This is a genomic window from Photobacterium sp. Hal280 (genome assembly GCF_037162255.1).
Lineage (GTDB): Bacteria > Pseudomonadota > Gammaproteobacteria > Enterobacterales > Vibrionaceae > Photobacterium.
Window position 1 is genome coordinate 17270 of record NZ_JARLUO010000002.1, and the last position, 17611, is coordinate 34880.

Genomic DNA, 17611 nt, shown 5'->3' on the forward strand with positions numbered 1-17611 from the left:
CTTGAATTAACGGTAATCCAGCATATTCCAATTACCGATATCGGTATTGACTTCTTCGCCGCCTTCCTGACCGTCAGCACCCAGGCTGAAGACATCTACCGGGCCATGCTCGCCAGGCATCACGTAGTTATAGTCGTTGCCCCAAGGGTCTTTCGGCAGACGCTTGATATAACCACCATTACGGTAATTACGGGGCTCAGGACTTGACGAAGGCGCAGTCACCAGCGCTTCCAGGCCTTGATCTGTCGTTGGATAAACACTGTTATCCAGCTTATACATATCCAATGCCTGCTCCAGTGCACCAATATCGGTCACGACTTTCTGCTGATCGGCCTTTTCTTTATTACCCAGCAAATTCGGAACGACCAGACTGGCCAGGACGCCCAGAATCACGATAACCACCATGACTTCCAGCAGGGTAAAACCGCGTTGTTGACGTTGCATTAACACACCTCCAAAAGGAAAAACTACATGCCCACCATGTTATTCAGGGCAATGATTGGCATCAGAGTCGCGATGACGATAAACATCACCACTCCAGCCATTACTACAATCAAAAGGGGTTCAAACACCCCCAGTGCCATATTGACCAGAGATTCGAAATCTCTGTCCTGATTATCGGCCGCCCGGGTCAGCATCTGCTCCAGCTCGCCGCTACGCTCACCACTGGCTATCATGTGGAGCATCATAGGCGGAAACAGCTTCGTTTGTTCCAGTGAGACGCGAAGACTGGCGCCTTCCCTGACCTTATCGGCCGCCTCTAGGATTTCCTGATTCACCCAGGTATTGGTCATGACCTGAGAGGCGACCTTCATGCCATCCAGCAAAGGGATGGCACTGGAAGTACAAATCGACAGCGTGCGGGCGAAACGGGATGTGTTCAGGCCACGCGCCACTTTGCCAATCACCGGGACCCTCATCATTCGCCTGTCCCAGCGCAGCCGCAGATCCGGACGACGCAACGCCATCCGGATCCCCGTAATCAGCAGGATGATGGCCAGCACGACGGCCAGTCCCCAGTGCTGAACAAAATTACTGGCGGCCAGCAATACCTGGGTGATCTGCGGTAATTCCTGCCCCATGTGGACAAACTGATCGACAATTTTCGGCACCACAGTGGCCAGCAAAAAGGCCACCACAGACACGGCGACCAGCGTCAGCATGGTCGGGTAAATCAGCGCTTGCTGCAGCTTACTGCGCATTTTCTGACGATTTTCTGTGTAGTCGGCCAGACGGTTGAGCACGGTATCGAGATGGCCGGATTTTTCCCCGGCCGAAACCATGGCCCGAAACAGCTGATCAAAAATATGCGGGAATTCTGCCATGCTGTCGGCCAGGGTGTAGCCTTCGACCACTCTTGAGCGCACCGCCAGCATCATGTTTTTCAGACGGACTTTCTCACTCTGCTCAGCCACCGCGCGCAGGCACTCTTCTAATGGCATCCCCGCCTGAACCAAGGTCGCCAGCTGGCGGGTCAGCAGGGACAGCTCATTGGTGCTGATCCCGCGGCGAAATGCAATCCGCCCGCCGGCTTTGCGCTTTTCACGCTCATGACTCTGGCTGACTTCAACCGGGATCAATCCCTGCTCGCGCAGTTGCTGACGAATCTGACGGGCAGTGTCGGCTTCCATGACGCCTTTTTTCTGGCGTCCTTTGGTATCCAGCGCCTTATATTCAAATGCTGCCATCAGCCCTCCCTGGTCACTCGCATTACTTCTTCAAGCGTGGTGATCCCCTGGCGGACTTTGGCGAGGCCATCATCGCGGATACTCGGAGTGTGCTGGCGGATCACTTTCTCTATCGCCTGCTCGCCGGCATCGGCATGGATCAACTCCTGTACCTGTTCGTCCACCAGCAGCAGTTCGTGAATCCCGGTCCGGCCACGATAGCCTTTGTGATTACAATGCTCGCAACCGACGGCATGATAAAGGGTCAAGGGCTCATATTCCGGTACATCAAACAGCTTTTTCTGTTCACTGTCAGCCTGATAGGGATCGCGGCAATGGGGACACAACGTCCGTACCAGACGTTGCGCCAGTACCCCGAGCAAAGAGGAAGAAACCAGGAAAGGCTCGATGCCCATATCGCGTAAACGGGTCACCGCACCAATCGCGGTGTTGGTGTGCAGCGTCGACATCACCATGTGACCGGTCAGGGAGGCCTGCACCGCAATCGAGGCGGTTTCCAGGTCACGGATCTCACCGACCATCACCACATCCGGGTCCTGACGCAGAATCGCCCGCAGCCCGCGGGCAAAGGTCATGTCGACTTTGGTATTCACCTGCGTCTGACCGATGCCATCAATATCAAATTCAATCGGATCTTCGACCGTCAGGATGTTGCGCTCATGACTGTTCAGCTCCTGCAGGCCGGCATATAAGGTGGTCGATTTACCCGAACCGGTCGGGCCTGTCACCAGGATGATGCCGTGCGGACGGGCAATCAGGTACTGGAAACTTTTATGAATACGGGGCGTCATACCCAGGCTGTGTAAATCCAGTCGGGTCGCATTTTTATCCAGCAAACGCAAAACGACACGCTCGCCGTGCGAGGACGGCATGGTTGACACCCGCACGTCCACCGCCCGGCCCCCGATGCGCAAAGAAATACGGCCATCCTGAGGCACTCGTTTCTCGGCAATGTCCAGCCGGGCCATGACTTTGATCCGCGAGACCAGAAGCGGCGCCAGCTTACGGCTCGGTGTCAGCACCTCACGCAGCACGCCATCGACACGAAAGCGAATCGATAAGGTTTTCTCAAAGGTTTCGATATGGATATCCGAAGCCCCTTCCTTGATCGCTTCGGCCAGCATGGCGTTGATCAGCTTGATGATTGGCGCGTCATCTTCCGATTCCAGCAGATCTTCGGTTTGCGGCAACTCTTCAGCCAGCGAGAAAAAATCATCGCTGTCAGAGCCCAGATCTTCCATCAGCTGACGCGCTTCCGACGAATCACGCTGATAGGCATCCGTCAATCTTTGTTCAAAAGCATGCGGTTCCAGCGCTTCAACGCGGAAACTGCGGCCGGACACCCGGCGCACTTCCGCCAGCACCACGGCTTTTAACGGGCCTTCATGATAGAGCACCCTGCCATATTCACCCGTCTCAAGCACCACTTTATGACGCTTGGCGAAAGAAAACGGCAAACGGAACTGCACCAGATCAGCCGGGCGCAGCGTGTCCATCACTTCTCCTCCAGACGGGAGACAAATGCCCGTACTTCAGGGGGCAGAGAAATGTCTTCGCCATATCTCGGCAAGACCGGGGTTCTGGTTTCCGGCATCAGACGCAGGCCTTCATCGGCCTTATACAGCTGCTCTGCCCGGATATAGTTGTACTTACGCTGGGTAATCCCGTCGGCCGTGACGCCATCCCGGATAATGGTCGGCTTGATGAATACCATCAGGTTGGTTCTGCCCTTGCTGGTATTGTTGGATTTAAACAGGTGGCCCAGGATAGGGATATCGCCAAGAATCGGGATCTTGGATTCATTTTCGTTGGTCTCATCCTGGATCAGACCGCCCAGGGCAATCATCTGGCCGTCCTGAATCAGCACTGAGGTCGTGAGTTGTCGCTTGGAGAAACGCACGTCAACCGCGCCGTTGGCGCCCAGTACGTTCGACACTTCCTGCTCAATCTTGAGCTGCACAGAGTCCCCTTCGTTAATTTGCGGGGTCACTTTGAGCTTGATACCCACTTCTTTCCGTTCCACGGTCTGGAAAGGGTTATCGTTATTGGAGCTGGCCGTTGAGCCGGTGACGACCGGCACTTCCTCACCGACAATAAACGAGGCTTCGCCGTTGTCCATCACGGTAATACTGGGCGAGGACAGGATATTGGATTCACGGTCTGTGGCCACCGCATTGACCAGCATAGTCCAGTCCCCCATGATCAGGCCCAGTACCGCGCCATTAGCACCGGACAGTACCTGACCCAGTGTCGAGAAATCGCCGCTTTCGGTCACTTCCACGTCAACCAGGTTGTTATTGTTGTCAAAGCGCTGCTCGGTTCGGGTAGTGTCCTTTGCTTCTTCAAGTCCAATCAGATACTGGCCGACCGGGACATTGGAGTTGTTAAACTGCACGATCCCGTTTTCTTTCGAGCCGTACTGAATACCGAAGTTAATCCCGGCCCCTTCAGACAACTCAACAATCATCGCCTCAATCAGCACCTGGGCGCGGCGGATATCGAGCTGGGCGATAATGTTTTCCAGCGCGCGCATGATATCCGGCGGCGCCGTCAGGATCAGGGCATTGGTGTCGGCATGCGCAGCTATCATGACGTCATTTTTCTTTGCTGCTGCCGCAGCCTGACCATTGCCCTGCTTTTCGGCCTGAAGGTTATCGGATACCCCTTTGAGCACATCAACCAGCTCTTCGGCGTTGGCGTATTTGAGATACACGACACGGTTGTTACCCGAACTCGCCATTTCTTTATCCAGCTGTCGGATCAGGCGCTTCAGGCGCTCACGTACTTTCGGATCGCCAGACAGCAGCACAGAGTTTGTGCGTTCATCCGCGACTAATTTCGGCTGCAGGAACTCAGGCGTCGACTTGGCATCGGCAGACTTGTTGAGGGCATCGACAATCCGCACCATCTCAGCGGCAGAGGCATTATTGAGCTCAACCACGTCGATCTCTTTATCCCCGGCACGGTCAACCCGCTCAATGATATCCGCCAGGCGGTTTACGACAGCCGCACGGCCGGTGATCATGATGATGTTCGCCGGGTCGTAGTGCACCACGTTACCCGCGCCGGCGTTATCGTTGAGCTGACGCAACAGAGGAGACAGTTCCCTGACGGAGACATTGCGTACCGCCACCACCCGGGTCACCACTTCGTCCCCCTGCGCCTGGGTTTTGCTGTCAACGACAGGAATAGAAGAAATTTTTGCGTCTTTGTCACGGATCACTTTCAGTATGCCGTTTTCCATCTCGACGACGGCAAACCCGTACACTTCCAGCACATTGAGGAAAAACTGGTAATACTGTTCATCGTTCAGCAGATCATAGCTGCGCACATTCACCTGCCCTCTGACCGAGGGATCCACAATAATTGTCTTTTGCAGATTACGCCCAACAATGTTGATAAACTCTTGAATATCAGTTCCTTTGAAACTGGCGCTGAATTCACTTGCCATCAGGGGAGTCGACAGCAAGCTGGCCGCCAGCCACAGGGTGCCCTTACCCATCCATTTTTTCACAAAAAACTCCTGCGTATGTACGCAATGTATTCGTGCTGCTATTGCAGCTCTATCAATATGTCATGTAGCTGCCCGTCCCGCTCAACTGTTAATGTCAGCTCAGTGGCAGAGGACAGCTCAGTCCACAACCGTGCCATCACGGCCGGGTCTTTCAAATCATTGCCGTTCAGGCTCACTGCCAGATCTTCCGGCTGCAGCCCAACGGCATCAAAAAGCACACGGTTTTTCCCTGGATTCACCCGATAACCTATCAGTTCATCATCCTGCTTTACCTGAGATAAACGAATGTATGAAAAGAGGTTTTGCGGCTTCTCCATGATCTCTTGTTTTATCTGCGCCAGATCGTCACCGGCGCCCTCAGACTCGGCAGCATCAGGCTGCACTGTCGGCTCGGGTGCCTGCCGTGCAGCTGGCGCAGTCGAAGGAGCAGACACCTGAGACCCATTCTGGCCAAACTTTTGTCCATCCAGCATCAGGGTCTCATCGCGCCCGTTGTTACGGATAATGACCCGATCCACAAACACTCCCTGTAAGGTCGCGCGCGTGCCGTCAATGGCTTCATTCAACCCATAGGTATTCTGCTTACCCCGGTTGGTGATCACCGCCAGACTGGTTTGCGGGTTGTTGCTCGCCACCACCCCAACCAGTGTCAGGTTCAGTTTCGTCTCTGGCGCATCCTGTTTGACCGGTTGCTGAGGAATCGCTTTAGGGGCATCCGCCCGATAACGGCCGAACAGCTCCAGCGTCAGTAATTCAGAGACTTGCAGCCCCTGCTGATTGGTTCCGCCAGACTTGATGCTGGGTGCCTGCCAGGCCGGTGGCGCTTCCACTGGCTGCAATGCCGACCACACAAGACGCCCCAGCATCCAGGCCAGAACAACCACCAGACACCAGGTCACGATACGGGTCAGAGACTGCATTGAGGGCATACGTTTTCCCGCCACTGCCTGACGCCAGTGCATTGTTACCCTAGCTACATCCATTTGCTGTTTTCTGCCTCATGACTCTTTGTAATCAATAATATGACAAGAAAAGCCCGGATTGAGTTCCAGTTATTTCAAGCGGATATTTGCTTGCTGCAATTCCGACGCTCATCTTGTTGCATGACAGGTTAATATAGCAAACCCACTCACCGAAAAAATACTACTCATTTAGCAGTGTGTTATTTCGTGTGAGGAAATTCCCATTCATTGTTGAATTTGCGATCCGGCATCACCATTTAATAACTACTGTATACCTGCAACGCTGACTTTTTGTGCAACGAAACAAGATCTGAAACTCACTTTGCATGACCGCAACACCACACCCGGTGAATGCATAGTGTCAGATCGAGCCAAAACGTATGGTATTTTTCCCTGGCTTTTCGGGTCGTTAGCCTGAATGTAACACAGGTGATCTGTGGCCAATCCGGATGACCCTCACTTTTGCTCAAAGTCAATCGGGCAGGTAAACAGCCGATGCAGCTGACGCGGCATTTCCATTGTGATATTTTTAGCGCCCGTTTGGGTAAGGAGCCTGTTTTATGAGTCGGCAACCCTCCGAATCCGAGACAACAGAAGTGCGTTTGGACAAATGGCTGTGGGCTGCCCGTTTTTACAAAACCCGCTCGATCGCGCGAAACATGATCGACGGCGGAAAAGTGCACTATAACGGCCAGCGGTCCAAACCCAGTAAGCTTGTCGAGCTCGGAGCCGAAATCAAACTTCGGCAGGGTAATGAGGAAAAAACAGTCACTGTCCTCAAAGTGTCCGGGACACGCCGGGGCGCACCAGAAGCCCAAACCCTTTATCAGGAAACGGCAGCCAGCCTGACGCAACGCGAGCAACAGGCACAGATGCGCAAGCTCAATTCGCACAATCCGCACCCGGACAAGCGTCCGGATAAAAAGCAGCGACGCGATATACTTAAGTTTAAAAGCAATCACTGACAGTGAGTGCCGGAGAAAACCAAATCATGACCAGCGATAATCTTTACCGTTACCTGTTTGACGATGTGTCTGTTCGCGGTGAACTCGTTCAGCTCACCGACACCTACCAGCACATTATTGCCAGCAAGGACTACCCTGCGCCTTTGCAAACACTGCTGGGCGAATTGCTGGTGGCCACCAGCCTGCTGACTGCCACGCTGAAATTCGAGGGCTCCATCACGGTACAACTGCAAGGTGACGGTCCTGTGAAACTGGCGGTGATTAATGGCGATCACAACCAGCAGATGCGCGGTGTCGCACGTTGGGACGGCGAACTGGCGGCGGACGGCAACATCCACGATCTGATGGGCAAAGGCCATATGATCATTACCATCACGCCAAATCAGGGTGAACGCTATCAGGGCGTGGTCGGTCTGGAAGGCGACACGCTGGCTGCGTGTCTGGAAAGCTACTTTGCCAACTCAGAGCAATTGGCGACCCGAATCTGGCTGCGCACCGGTGAGGCCGGCGGCCAGGCGAAAGCCGCAGGGATGCTGCTGCAGATCCTGCCAGATGGTAAAGGCGATGCCAGTGACTTTGAGCACCTGGAACAGCTGACAGAGACAGTGAAGAATGAAGAGCTGTTCGGTCTGCCTGCTCAGGACGTGTTATACCGCCTGTACCATCAGGAAAAAGTGAAACTCTTCGATCCGCAACCGGTGATTTTCCACTGCGGCTGCTCCCGCGAGCGCAGCGCCGGTGCCATTAAACTGCTGGATCGTCATGAAGTCGAACGTATTTTGCATGAAGAAGGCAAAGTCTCTCTGCATTGTGACTACTGTGGTACCCGCTACGATTTCGACAGTTTTGATATCACCAGTCTGTTCGAAACCGGCTCAGAAGCCGATGATTCGCAGCTTCATTAATTTTCAGCCATTATTAAGACTGAAAGTAAATTACATAAGCCAGCTACATGCTGGCTTTTTTTTAACTCCCCCACACTTTTATGCTGCATTCTGAAATGCAAGCACAGCTTATTCATGCTTAATTGGCAAGGAATATTAATCACTTACACTGGCACAAACCTTTCCAGACAGGGTAAAATTAGGTTAGGTACAGATAAAAATACTAGTAAGTAACCTTATTTTGTAAGTGGTTACTATAAAAGTTACCTCCCTGTACGCAGGGTCAAAAAAGACAGCCTAACTACCTCTTACCCCCCAAGGAGTCGCTAATGACAGTCATGCACGCCGAAGATGAAAAGGTCAACCAACAGCTGGATTTGTCTCAGTACGGTATCCATCACGTAAAAGAAGTCCTTCGTAATCCTTCCTACGAAGTGCTTTTTGAGGAAGAAACCAAACCCGGTCTGGAAGGTTATGAAAAAGGCGTAGTGACGGAGCTGGGCGCTGTCTCTGTGGACACAGGCATCTTTACCGGTCGTTCTCCCAAAGATAAGTACATCGTCAAAGACGACACCACCCGCGACACCCTGTGGTGGTCAGATCAAGGCAGCAATGACAACAAGCCGCTCAGTGCAGAAGTCTGGAGCGATCTGAAAGCCCTGGTCGCCAATCAGCTCTCCGGCAAACGGCTGTTTGTGGTCGACGGTTACTGTGGCGCCAACCCGGACACCCGCCTGTGTATTCGGGTGATCACTGAAGTGGCCTGGCAGGCACACTTTGTGAAGAACATGTTCATCCGCCCGAGCGACCAAGAACTGGCCACTTTCAAACCCGACTTTGTGGTCATGAACGGTGCCAAATGCACCAATGACCAGTGGCAGCAGCACGGGATGCACTCTGAAAACTTCACCGTGTTCAACCTGACCGAGCGCATGCAGCTGATCGGGGGGACCTGGTACGGCGGCGAGATGAAGAAAGGTATGTTCTCGATGATGAACTACTTCCTGCCGCTGCAGGACATTGCTTCGATGCACTGTTCGGCCAATCAGGGCGAAAATGGCGATGTCGCTGTATTCTTTGGTCTGTCCGGCACAGGTAAAACCACGCTGTCGACCGATCCGAAGCGCAAGCTGATTGGTGATGACGAGCATGGCTGGGATGACAACGGTGTCTTCAACTTCGAAGGGGGCTGCTACGCCAAAACCATCAAGTTGTCGAAAGAAGCCGAACCGGATATCTATCAGGCGATTCGTCGTGATGCTCTTCTGGAAAACGTCACGGTTCGTTCTGACGGCACCATAGATTTTGACGACGGCTCTAAAACCGAAAACACCCGGGTGTCCTACCCGCTGTACCACATCGAAAACATAGTAAAACCGGTCTCCCGCGGTGGTCATGCCAACAAGGTGATTTTCCTGTCAGCCGACGCTTTCGGTGTACTGCCACCTGTCTCCAAGCTGACGCCTGAGCAAACCAAGTATCACTTCCTGTCCGGTTTCACCGCAAAACTGGCCGGTACTGAGCGTGGCATCACAGAGCCAACCCCGACCTTCTCGGCCTGTTTTGGTAATGCCTTCCTGAGCCTGCACCCGACTAAATATGCGGAAGTGCTGGTCAAACGCATGGAAGCCGCAGGTGCGGAAGCCTATCTGGTCAACACCGGCTGGAACGGCACCGGCAAACGTATCTCGATTCAAGATACCCGCGCCATTATTGATGCCATTCTCGACGGCTCGATTGAAAACGCGGAGACCAAGCAGGTGCCAATCTTTAACCTGACGGTGCCAACCGCCTTGCCGGGCGTGAATCCTGCGATTCTGGATCCGCGCGACACGTATGGCAGCGAAGCGGAATGGGAAGCCAAAGCCATCGATCTGGCCAAGCTGTTCATTCACAACTTCGAAAAATACACAGATAACGAACAAGGCGCGGCACTGGTCGCTGCTGGTCCACAACTGGACTAATCGACATCTGAAAGATCTAAGCCCTGCGCTGCAGGGCTTTTTTGTCTCTGAAGCAAGCGCACACCCACACGACTTCTTTCATGAAACGCTAAATCAACAACAAAATTCAGCCGCATTCCTTGCCAAGTAACCGTATTTCCTTCACTCTTTTTACACCGGCCTGACCATGCCTTTTTCTCAAGACTTTCATCACCGCCCGATTGCCCGGCAGCGGCCTAAACCTGGTTGGGCGGCTGATATGGAGTTCGGCATGCGTTTCTTCGCTAAAATACTGGCTACCCTGATGATTCTGCTGCTGATGGCAGCCACCATCGTTGTCATCCTGCTGCATACCCGCCACAGCGCCGCGCTGGTGAACACCTTTTTGAAGGGAGCCGGCTATGAAGGGGCCCAGGTGGCCGGGGTACAGTATTCACTGCACAGCGATCCGCTTCATGTCCGTCTGCTCCAGCCCCGCTGGCATCAACACAATGCGCCCGCCCTGGCCGCTGAGCAGCTTGATCTCTGGCTGTCACCGGCTTCTTTCTATCAGCGGGGCTGGCATTTTGACAGCTTGTTGATCCAAGGCGTTCATCTCGACCGGCTACCGGCCATCGGGCTGGAAAACGGGCGGCTCAAGGCCCGCCGTCTGGCTGTGACCAAACTGACACTGTCTGTGCCCGGACTGCAGCTCAACAACGCCCGCCTCGAACTCGACAACTGGCAAAACCGCGCGCAAGGCTGGGGAGACTTCAACGGTGACTTCCGCCTGTCGGCCGAGCAGGCCAGCTGGCACAATCAGACACTGCAGCAGGTGCTTATTGACGGGGAACGCGATGCCAGAACCTGGACTGTGTATGGTTTGTCATTGAGCTGGCAAGGTGCCCGCTTCCACGGCCAGGCCGAATATCAGACTGACGAGCACAAGCTAATCATCCACCAGCTCACCGCCAATGGCCTGAAGATCGACCAAGATTTCCCGCTCCAAACCTTATTGGATTTGAGCGCACAGGCACGCGATTCAGGACTACGCCTTGATCTGCGCCGTTTGGATATCCTCGACAGCAGCCTGGAACACGAAGCATACAGTGCCAACCATGCCAATCTGGCGCTGGAAAACTGGCACTGGCCCGGCACGCTGTGGCAACAGCAGGATGCCCGTCTGTCGCTGGGGGCCGATACGCTGCGCTGGCATGACCTGCTGCTGGACTCTCCCCTGACTGAGCTGCACTTCACCCCGGAGCAGATCAGCCTGAACGGTTTTTCGGCCCGGATGCTTGAAGGCTACCTGCGCGCTGAAGCCACCCTGACGCCTGAAGCCATGTTGCTGCATCAGCTGGAACTCAAGGGTATTCGCTGGGTACTGCCCGAAGCGATCCAGGCCTGGCTGATGCACGACAGCGCCCCGCAGACACCTTGGCAGGCGCAAGTCGATCAGTGGTGGCGCCAGCTGGAATCGCTGACCGTGGATCAGCTTTCTGTCGGCTACAGTCAGCTGACCGGCACCTATGCGCCGCTGCCTTTTCAGATCAGCGATATCAATCTGGACGGTACCGGACTGGTATTGCTGCGTCAGGGACAACCCGGACTGTGGCAGGGTGAACTCAATGCCGGCGCCGGCTTCACCCATATCCGTCAAATCACCATTCACGATCCGCTGCTGACCATGAACAGCCAGGCCGGACACTGGCAAATCACGCGGTTAAACCTGCCGATTGAAGCCGGTCTGTTAGAAGGCAGCGCCGACATCCGGCTCAGCGAAGCGGGCTGGCCCTGGACACTGTCTCTGACCGGCGACAGCCTGCCGTCGCAGATGCTGAGTCACTGGTTAGGACTGCCGCTCCCGTTGCAGGGAAAGATGGATCTCAGCGCCCAGGCAAGTGGTCTGGGGCAGTTTCACCGCGGGCTGGCTTACAGTTTGGATGGCCACCTCAATGCGGCCTTCCGCCAGCAGTCCCTGACCCAAAGCGAAGCCGCGCTGCTGCAGAGCTGGCAGAGTGGTGCAACACTGGCCGTTACTCCGCTCAGCACAGGTCAGCCCCCAGCCCAGTTGCCGGTCACACTGAGTCCGCTCAAGCTGCGGGCGGATCGCGGGCGCATTACCCTGCAGCCGCTGACCCTGCAGGGCCAGCAGTTAAAGGCGGAGCTGGAGGGAGAATGGGATCTGGCGACCCCGGCAGGGCGTGACATTGAGCTCAAGGCCAGCGATGGCTGCCAGCAGCTCAGCAAGCGCTGGCACAACCATCAGCAGGACATGTCAGTCTTGTCTTGCGAGCGAAACAGCATATAGGTTCCGGTGAAGGTCGCCGCATGGGATTCATCACTGAACACCTGCACTTCCACCACCATACGCCCTTTACGGCCATTGGCGATCCGGTCCAGATCGCCGGTGAGGGTTTCCACGCCCGCGACGGCGCGAGGGCGCGATTTGACTGGCGCAGAATAACGAATATGACTGTCAACCAGCATGATATCGGCTTCTAGCTGACGCTCTTTCAGCAACATCCAGAGAAATCCCCAGCCGGCCAGCGTCGCCATGGTAAAAATACTGCCGGCAAACATAGTCGCCCTCGGGTTGAGGTTGGCGTTCAGTACCGCACTGACTTCAAACCGGTAACCTGTGTACTGGCTGATTTTGACGCCCATTTTTTCACTGATCGGAATATGAGACTGCCAGACATCCTGCAGCTCCTGGCACCAGTCCGGATGGCGCACCACTTCGGTTAACGGATCCAGGTATTTCAGCATCTGCTGATGACGAACCGGGCCGCGTTCCTCGCTCAATTCCCCCTGATTGGCAAAGCCGTTGATCTGATAAAAGCGGATGGCTTCCTCGCGGGCATTACAGACCAGCCGCTTGGCCCCTTCCTGCCGGGCCAGCGATTCCAGCGCCATCAGCAGCAAGCCGCCCATGCCTTTATTGCGGTAATTGGGATCAACCGCCATATAGCGGATCTGACCGTCATTTTCCGGCGTCATATACAACCGGCCAATCGCCACCGGCTGGCCGTCATCATCGACGATCATCCGGTGGCAACTCAGGGCGTCATAGGCATCGCGTTCTGATCCTGCCGGCATATGCCAGGGCTGGCGCAACATTCGCCAGCGAAAGTCAAAATAGCGGGCCAGTTCCGCCTCAGTTTGCGGGGTGATCAATCGAAACATAACGTCCTTCTCCAGTCATTCAATTCCATTTGCGCGCTCACACGCTCCGCCTGCTGGTCTGCTTTGCTGCGCAAACAGCCGCGGTTATTCAGATAACCATCCTGTTCACGCTATAGCATGAAGGCTAGCACTGCAGCCAGAAAGTGACAGGACCATCATTAAGAAGTGCCACTTTCATATCAGCGGCAAAGATACCCGTTTCGGTACGGGTCGCGCTTTCCTGGCAGGCTGCCACAAAATAGTCGTACAAGCGCTCGGCATCTGTCGGGTGGGCCCCGGTCGAAAAACTGGGCCGCATACCACTATTGGTATCGGCGGCCAGCGTGAACTGCGAGACCACCAGCACACTGCCTCCGGCCTGCTGGACATTGAGATTCATTTTACCGGCCTCATCCTCAAACACCCGGTAGCCCAGCACTTTATCGCGCAGCCGGCGGGCTTTGGCTTCATCGTCACCTTTTTCTACCCCGAGTAAAACCAGTAACCCTTTGCCAATGGCGCCGGTCACTTTGCCATCGACGGTGACACTGGCTTCACTCACGCGTTGTATCAGCGCAATCATTTTGTATCCTTGTACGTCTTCACGGTATTTTGTTGTTCTGCGGTTTGCTCACCACGGGTGGCCTGCACTCCCGGATGCTCGGTGTCCACCGAGGCCAGAGGCTGTTTTTCACCTTCAGCGGAGCCATGCGGTGTTTTTGCCCGCTGGCGCCAATGCTGCTCTTCACACAAGCTGGCGGTGATTTCAGCGCCCAGCAACACAATACACCAGCACAGGTACACCCACACAAATAAAATCGGCACCACCGCCAGTGCACCGTATATCAGCTGGTAAGACGGGAAATTGGTGATATAAAGTGCAAAAACTTTCTTGCTCAGCTCAAACAGCGCACTGGCGATCAGAGCACCGATCAGCGCATTACGCAACCGGACTTTGGTGTTAGGCACCAGCATATACAGGCCCAGAAAGGCCAGGGTCGACATCAGAACAGGCAGGCCGCGCAACAGTTGCTGGACAAAACCGTTCACGGTTTCGCTGCCCAGGATATTCAGCGAAGCCAGGTAAGAGCTAATCGCCAGGCTGGAGCCGACCAGAATCGGGCCTAAGGTCAGCACCATCCAGTAAATCGAAAAGGAGATCACCACACGGCGGTGCTGGCGAACCCGGAAAATATAATTCAATGACTTATCAATGGCGGATATCAGCAGAATGGCAACCACAAACAGGGCCCCGATCCCCACAGCCGTCATTTTGCCGGCGTTAGCCACAAACTGATTGAGGTAGTTTTGCACCACATCCCCGGCGGTCGGCACAAAATTCTCAAACACGAAAGCCTGCAACTGATCCCCCAAAGAGGCAAAGACAGGAAAGCTCGACAGTGCTGACAGCACCACAGTGATCATGGGCACCAGCGACAGCAGCGTCACATAGGCCATAGAGCCGGCCGTCACCGTCAGGCGATCATGATCGATGCGGCGGTACAAATACTGCACAAATTGCCAAAGTTCTGTGACCGCCTGGCGCAAACCCGGCCTGGACGTTATTTTCATATCAGCCATATTGAATTAATCTTTGTTGTTTACCATTTAACGATGAAACGACTCTACTCGCGACAGAGTTAACCTCAGCCCTTTCAAATATGCTGCATTCTGGTTCTGAACAGCCGTGTCATGGATATTGGGGTATCTCAACAACATAGTGCGTCCGGATGGGAATAACAACCAGCCCGGTCGCCAGCCAGGAGCTTTTATGCCATATGCTTTTGCCCTGATACTGAGCCTGACACTGCTGTCAGGTTGCCAGAGCGCCTACTATTCTGCCATGGAATCAGTCGGTGTTCATAAACGCGATATCATGGTCGACCGTGTTGAAGACGCCACTGAGGCGCAGAAAGACGCCCAGGAACAGTTTACCTCAGCGCTGGCCGCTTTACAGTCACTGACCCGCTTTGAAGGCGGTACGCTGGAAGAAACCTATAACCGGGTGAATGCGCAGTATGAAGCCAGTGCCGATGCCGCCGAGAAGGTCAGCGACCGCATCGCGGCAATTGAAAATGTCTCACAAGCCTTGTTCGAGGAATGGCAGGAAGAACTGAGCCTGTATTCCAGCGCTGCACTGCGTCGCGACAGCGAAGCCAAACTCAAAGCCACCCGCGCCTCTTACGGCAAGATGATTGCTGCCATGCACAGGGCGGAAGGCAAAATGGCACCAGTGCTGGATACGTTGCGGGATAACAGCCTGTACCTGAAGCACAACCTCAATGCTGCGGCCATCGGCTCGCTGCAAGGCGAGTTTCGCTCGCTTGAACGCGATATCCAGCGGGCGATCAGCGATATGCGCGCCGCTATCAGTGAGTCTGAGCGCTTTGTCGCCCAGCTGAACCGCGGTTAATCTGGTGTCGGCCTGAATCAAAAAATCCCCCGCCGGCTGAACCGGAACGGGGGATTTTTTGATTCATCGGCGCCAGCAAGGCTGGCGCACGATTTAAACCTTACTTCGAACCACGGCTCGCACGCTTACGATCCGTTTCGGTCAGCAGTTTCTTACGAATACGGATGCTTTCCGGGGTCACTTCCACCAGCTCATCGTCATCGATGAATTCCAGCGCCTGCTCCAGGGTGTATTTAATTGGCGTGGTCAGCACCTGCGCATCATCGGTGCCTGATGCACGGACGTTGGTCAGCTGCTTGCCTTTCAGGGCGTTGACCGTCAGGTCGTTGTCACGGCTGTGAATACCGATCACCATGCCTTCATATACTTCGACACCGTGACCAATAAACAGACGACCACGCTCCTGCAGGTTGAACAGGGCGTTGGTCAGCGCTTTACCCGCGGCGTTTGCAATCAGCACACCGTTAACGCGCTGGCCGATCTCACCACCTTTGTGCGGGCCGTAATGGTCAAACGTGTGGTAAATCAGACCAGAACCTGAAGTCAGGGTCATGAACTCAGTCTGGAAACCGATCAGGCCACGAGAAGGCATCACGAAGTCCATACGCACACGGCCTTTACCGTCTGGTGCCATGTCTTTCAGCTCACCTTTACGCAGGCCGATTTTCTCCATGATACCGCCCTGGTGCTCTTCCATCACATCGATGGTCACAGTTTCAAACGGTTCCATCAGCTGGCCGTTTTCTTCTTTGATGATCACTTCAGGACGCGATACCGCCAGCTCGAAACCTTCACGGCGCATGTTTTCGATCAGAATCGACAGGTGAAGTTCACCACGGCCTGACACGCGGAATTTGTCCGGGTCTTCCGTTTCTTCAACGCGCAGTGCGACGTTGTGAACCAGCTCTTTCTGCAGACGCTCCAGAATGTTACGGGAAGTTACGAACTTACCTTCTTTACCGGCAAACGGTGAGGTGTTCACCTGGAAGGTCATGGTGACGGTCGGCTCATCCACGCTCAGGGCTGGCAGTGCTTCAACCGCGTTCTGATCACAGATGGTGTCAGAGATTTTCAGCTCACCCAGACCGGTGATCGCGATGATGTCGCCGGCAGTGGCACGCTCGATGTCGTGACGCTCCAGACCCAGGTAGCCCATGACAGTACCGACTTTACCGTTGCGGGTTTTGCCGTCTGCACCAATAATGGTCACTTGCTGGTTTGGTTTCACCGAACCGCGGGTCACACGGGCAACACCGATCACACCAACATATGAGCTGTAGTCCAGCTGAGAGATTTGCATCTGCAGCGGGCCGTCAATGTCGACCGCTGGTGGCGCGACATTGTCCACGATCGCCTGGAACAGCGGCTCCATGTTCTCGCCAGTCTCGCCTTCTTCACGCGTCGCCCAGCCATTCAGTGCTGAAGCGTAAACCACCTGGAAGTCCAGCTGATCGTCAGACGCACCCAGATTGTCAAACAGGTCGAACACCTGATCCATCACCCAGTCAGGACGCGCGCCCGGACGGTCGATTTTGTTGATCACAACAATCGGCTTCAGGCCGTGAGCGAACGCTTTTTGCGTTACGAAACGGGTTTGCGGCATCGGGCCGTCTACCGCGTCAACGATCAGCAGTACAGAATCCACCATCGACATAATACGCTCTACTTCACCACCGAAGTCGGCGTGTCCCGGGGTGTCCACGATATTGATGCGGTAATCATTCCAGTTGATGGCGGTGTTTTTCGCCAGGATGGTAATGCCACGCTCTTTTTCGATATCGTTGGAGTCCATCACGCGTTCTTCAACGCCGCCACGGGAGTCCAAGGTACCTGATTGCTGCAGCAGTTTATCAACCAGGGTGGTTTTACCGTGGTCTACGTGCGCAATGATTGCGATATTACGTAATTTATCGATCTGTGGATTAGACATGGATTTGGCATTCACTCAGATGTTGCGGCCCCCTGAAAAACAGGCAGCCACTGATTAAAAAAACGGCTCATAATCTACCAGATTTTACGTCAAAACCCAGCAAATATGTGATTTATATCATCACGTCGGAACGAAACTGACAGCAAGCACAAGAATAAAGCGTAAAAA

The 17611-nt window shown here is 54.6% G+C and carries 14 protein-coding genes; 5 read left to right on the forward strand and 9 right to left on the reverse strand.

Features of this window, described 5'->3' with window-relative positions:
* Window positions 1–6: 6 nt before the first annotated feature.
* Genes gspG through gspC form a run of 5 tightly spaced genes read right to left on the reverse strand, consistent with a single transcriptional unit; the run spans window position 7 to window position 6131 of the window.
* Complete coding sequence (gspG, locus tag P4S53_RS06980; protein WP_120510053.1) at window positions 7–444, reverse strand: type II secretion system major pseudopilin GspG; 438 nt, start codon at window positions 442–444, stop codon at window positions 7–9.
* Between the two features lie 23 nt (window positions 445–467).
* On the reverse strand, window positions 468–1688 hold the full coding sequence (gene gspF / locus P4S53_RS06985; RefSeq protein WP_337112097.1) for a type II secretion system inner membrane protein GspF: 1221 nt from the start codon (window positions 1686–1688) through the stop codon (window positions 468–470).
* The gene (gene gspE, locus P4S53_RS06990) at window positions 1688–3184 is read right to left on the reverse strand and encodes a type II secretion system ATPase GspE (RefSeq protein WP_337112098.1); all 1497 of its coding nucleotides are present in this window, start codon (window positions 3182–3184) and stop codon (window positions 1688–1690) included. Before gspE ends, gspF begins: the two co-directional genes overlap by 1 nt.
* The gene (gspD, locus tag P4S53_RS06995; protein WP_337112099.1) at window positions 3184–5202 is read right to left on the reverse strand and encodes a type II secretion system secretin GspD; all 2019 of its coding nucleotides are present in this window, start codon (window positions 5200–5202) and stop codon (window positions 3184–3186) included. The genes gspE and gspD overlap by 1 nt, the downstream gene beginning before the upstream one ends.
* Before the next feature lie 38 nt (window positions 5203–5240).
* Window positions 5241–6131 carry a type II secretion system protein GspC gene (gspC, locus tag P4S53_RS07000; protein ID WP_337112100.1) on the reverse strand — a complete coding sequence of 297 codons (891 nt, stop codon included), beginning with the start codon at window positions 6129–6131 and terminating at the stop codon, window positions 5241–5243.
* Window positions 6132–6724: 593 nt separating this feature from the next.
* Here gspC and hslR point away from each other — a divergent pair.
* From hslR to P4S53_RS07020, 4 genes are all read left to right on the forward strand, one after another.
* Entirely contained in the window at window positions 6725–7129 is a 405-nt protein-coding gene (gene hslR, locus P4S53_RS07005) for a ribosome-associated heat shock protein Hsp15 (RefSeq protein WP_337112101.1), read from the forward strand.
* Between the two features lie 26 nt (window positions 7130–7155).
* Window positions 7156–8034 (forward strand): Hsp33 family molecular chaperone HslO, encoded by an 879-nt coding sequence (gene hslO, locus P4S53_RS07010; protein ID WP_337112102.1) that lies wholly within the window; start codon window positions 7156–7158, stop codon window positions 8032–8034.
* Window positions 8035–8342: 308 nt separating this feature from the next.
* Window positions 8343–9977 (forward strand): phosphoenolpyruvate carboxykinase (ATP), encoded by a 1635-nt coding sequence (pckA, locus tag P4S53_RS07015; protein ID WP_337112103.1) that lies wholly within the window; start codon window positions 8343–8345, stop codon window positions 9975–9977.
* A 166-nt stretch (window positions 9978–10143) separates the two neighbouring features.
* Window positions 10144–12246: an AsmA family protein gene (locus P4S53_RS07020; RefSeq protein WP_337112104.1), complete on the forward strand. Its 2103-nt coding sequence runs from the start codon at window positions 10144–10146 to the stop codon at window positions 12244–12246.
* Here the strand turns inward: P4S53_RS07020 and P4S53_RS07025 are convergent.
* The 3 genes from P4S53_RS07025 to P4S53_RS07035 form a co-directional block, all read right to left on the reverse strand.
* Entirely contained in the window at window positions 12201–13121 is a 921-nt protein-coding gene (locus P4S53_RS07025; RefSeq protein ID WP_120510060.1) for a bifunctional GNAT family N-acetyltransferase/hotdog fold thioesterase, read from the reverse strand. The genes P4S53_RS07020 and P4S53_RS07025 overlap by 46 nt on opposite strands.
* Before the next feature lie 124 nt (window positions 13122–13245).
* Window positions 13246–13683 (reverse strand): D-aminoacyl-tRNA deacylase, encoded by a 438-nt coding sequence (gene dtd, locus P4S53_RS07030; RefSeq protein WP_337112105.1) that lies wholly within the window; start codon window positions 13681–13683, stop codon window positions 13246–13248.
* A complete protein-coding gene (locus tag P4S53_RS07035; protein WP_337112106.1) occupies window positions 13680–14681 on the reverse strand; it encodes a virulence factor BrkB family protein in 1002 nt (333 codons plus the stop codon). The genes dtd and P4S53_RS07035 overlap by 4 nt, the downstream gene beginning before the upstream one ends.
* Window positions 14682–14871: 190 nt before the next feature.
* On the opposite strand from P4S53_RS07035, the gene P4S53_RS07040 reads away from it, so the two are divergent.
* Window positions 14872–15513 (forward strand): DUF2959 domain-containing protein, encoded by a 642-nt coding sequence (locus tag P4S53_RS07040; RefSeq protein WP_337112107.1) that lies wholly within the window; start codon window positions 14872–14874, stop codon window positions 15511–15513.
* A gap of 100 nt (window positions 15514–15613) precedes the next feature.
* On the opposite strand, the gene typA is transcribed toward P4S53_RS07040, so the two are convergent.
* Window positions 15614–17443 (reverse strand): translational GTPase TypA, encoded by a 1830-nt coding sequence (typA, locus tag P4S53_RS07045; RefSeq protein ID WP_337112108.1) that lies wholly within the window; start codon window positions 17441–17443, stop codon window positions 15614–15616.
* Window positions 17444–17611: the final 168 nt, after the last annotated feature.

Excerpts from the sequence above, each read along its gene's own strand:
- P4S53_RS07020 (WP_337112104.1), top strand. The coding sequence starts at position 10,144 with ATGCCTTTTTCTCAAGACTTTCATCACCGCCCGATTGCCCGGCAGCGG.
- hslR (WP_337112101.1), top strand. The coding sequence starts at position 6,725 with ATGAGTCGGCAACCCTCCGAATCCGAGACAACAGAAGTGCGTTTGGAC.
- hslO (WP_337112102.1), top strand. The coding sequence starts at position 7,156 with ATGACCAGCGATAATCTTTACCGTTACCTGTTTGACGATGTGTCTGTT.
- dtd (WP_337112105.1), bottom strand. The coding sequence starts at position 13,683 with ATGATTGCGCTGATACAACGCGTGAGTGAAGCCAGTGTCACCGTCGAT.
- gspC (WP_337112100.1), bottom strand. The coding sequence starts at position 6,131 with ATGCCCTCAATGCAGTCTCTGACCCGTATCGTGACCTGGTGTCTGGTG.
- gspG (WP_120510053.1), bottom strand. The coding sequence starts at position 444 with ATGCAACGTCAACAACGCGGTTTTACCCTGCTGGAAGTCATGGTGGTT.
- P4S53_RS07035 (WP_337112106.1), bottom strand. The coding sequence starts at position 14,681 with ATGGCTGATATGAAAATAACGTCCAGGCCGGGTTTGCGCCAGGCGGTC.
- typA (WP_337112108.1), bottom strand. The coding sequence starts at position 17,443 with ATGTCTAATCCACAGATCGATAAATTACGTAATATCGCAATCATTGCG.
- gspF (WP_337112097.1), bottom strand. The coding sequence starts at position 1,688 with ATGGCAGCATTTGAATATAAGGCGCTGGATACCAAAGGACGCCAGAAA.
- gspE (WP_337112098.1), bottom strand. The coding sequence starts at position 3,184 with ATGGACACGCTGCGCCCGGCTGATCTGGTGCAGTTCCGTTTGCCGTTT.
- P4S53_RS07040 (WP_337112107.1), top strand. The coding sequence starts at position 14,872 with ATGCCATATGCTTTTGCCCTGATACTGAGCCTGACACTGCTGTCAGGT.
- pckA (WP_337112103.1), top strand. The coding sequence starts at position 8,343 with ATGACAGTCATGCACGCCGAAGATGAAAAGGTCAACCAACAGCTGGAT.
- P4S53_RS07025 (WP_120510060.1), bottom strand. The coding sequence starts at position 13,121 with ATGTTTCGATTGATCACCCCGCAAACTGAGGCGGAACTGGCCCGCTAT.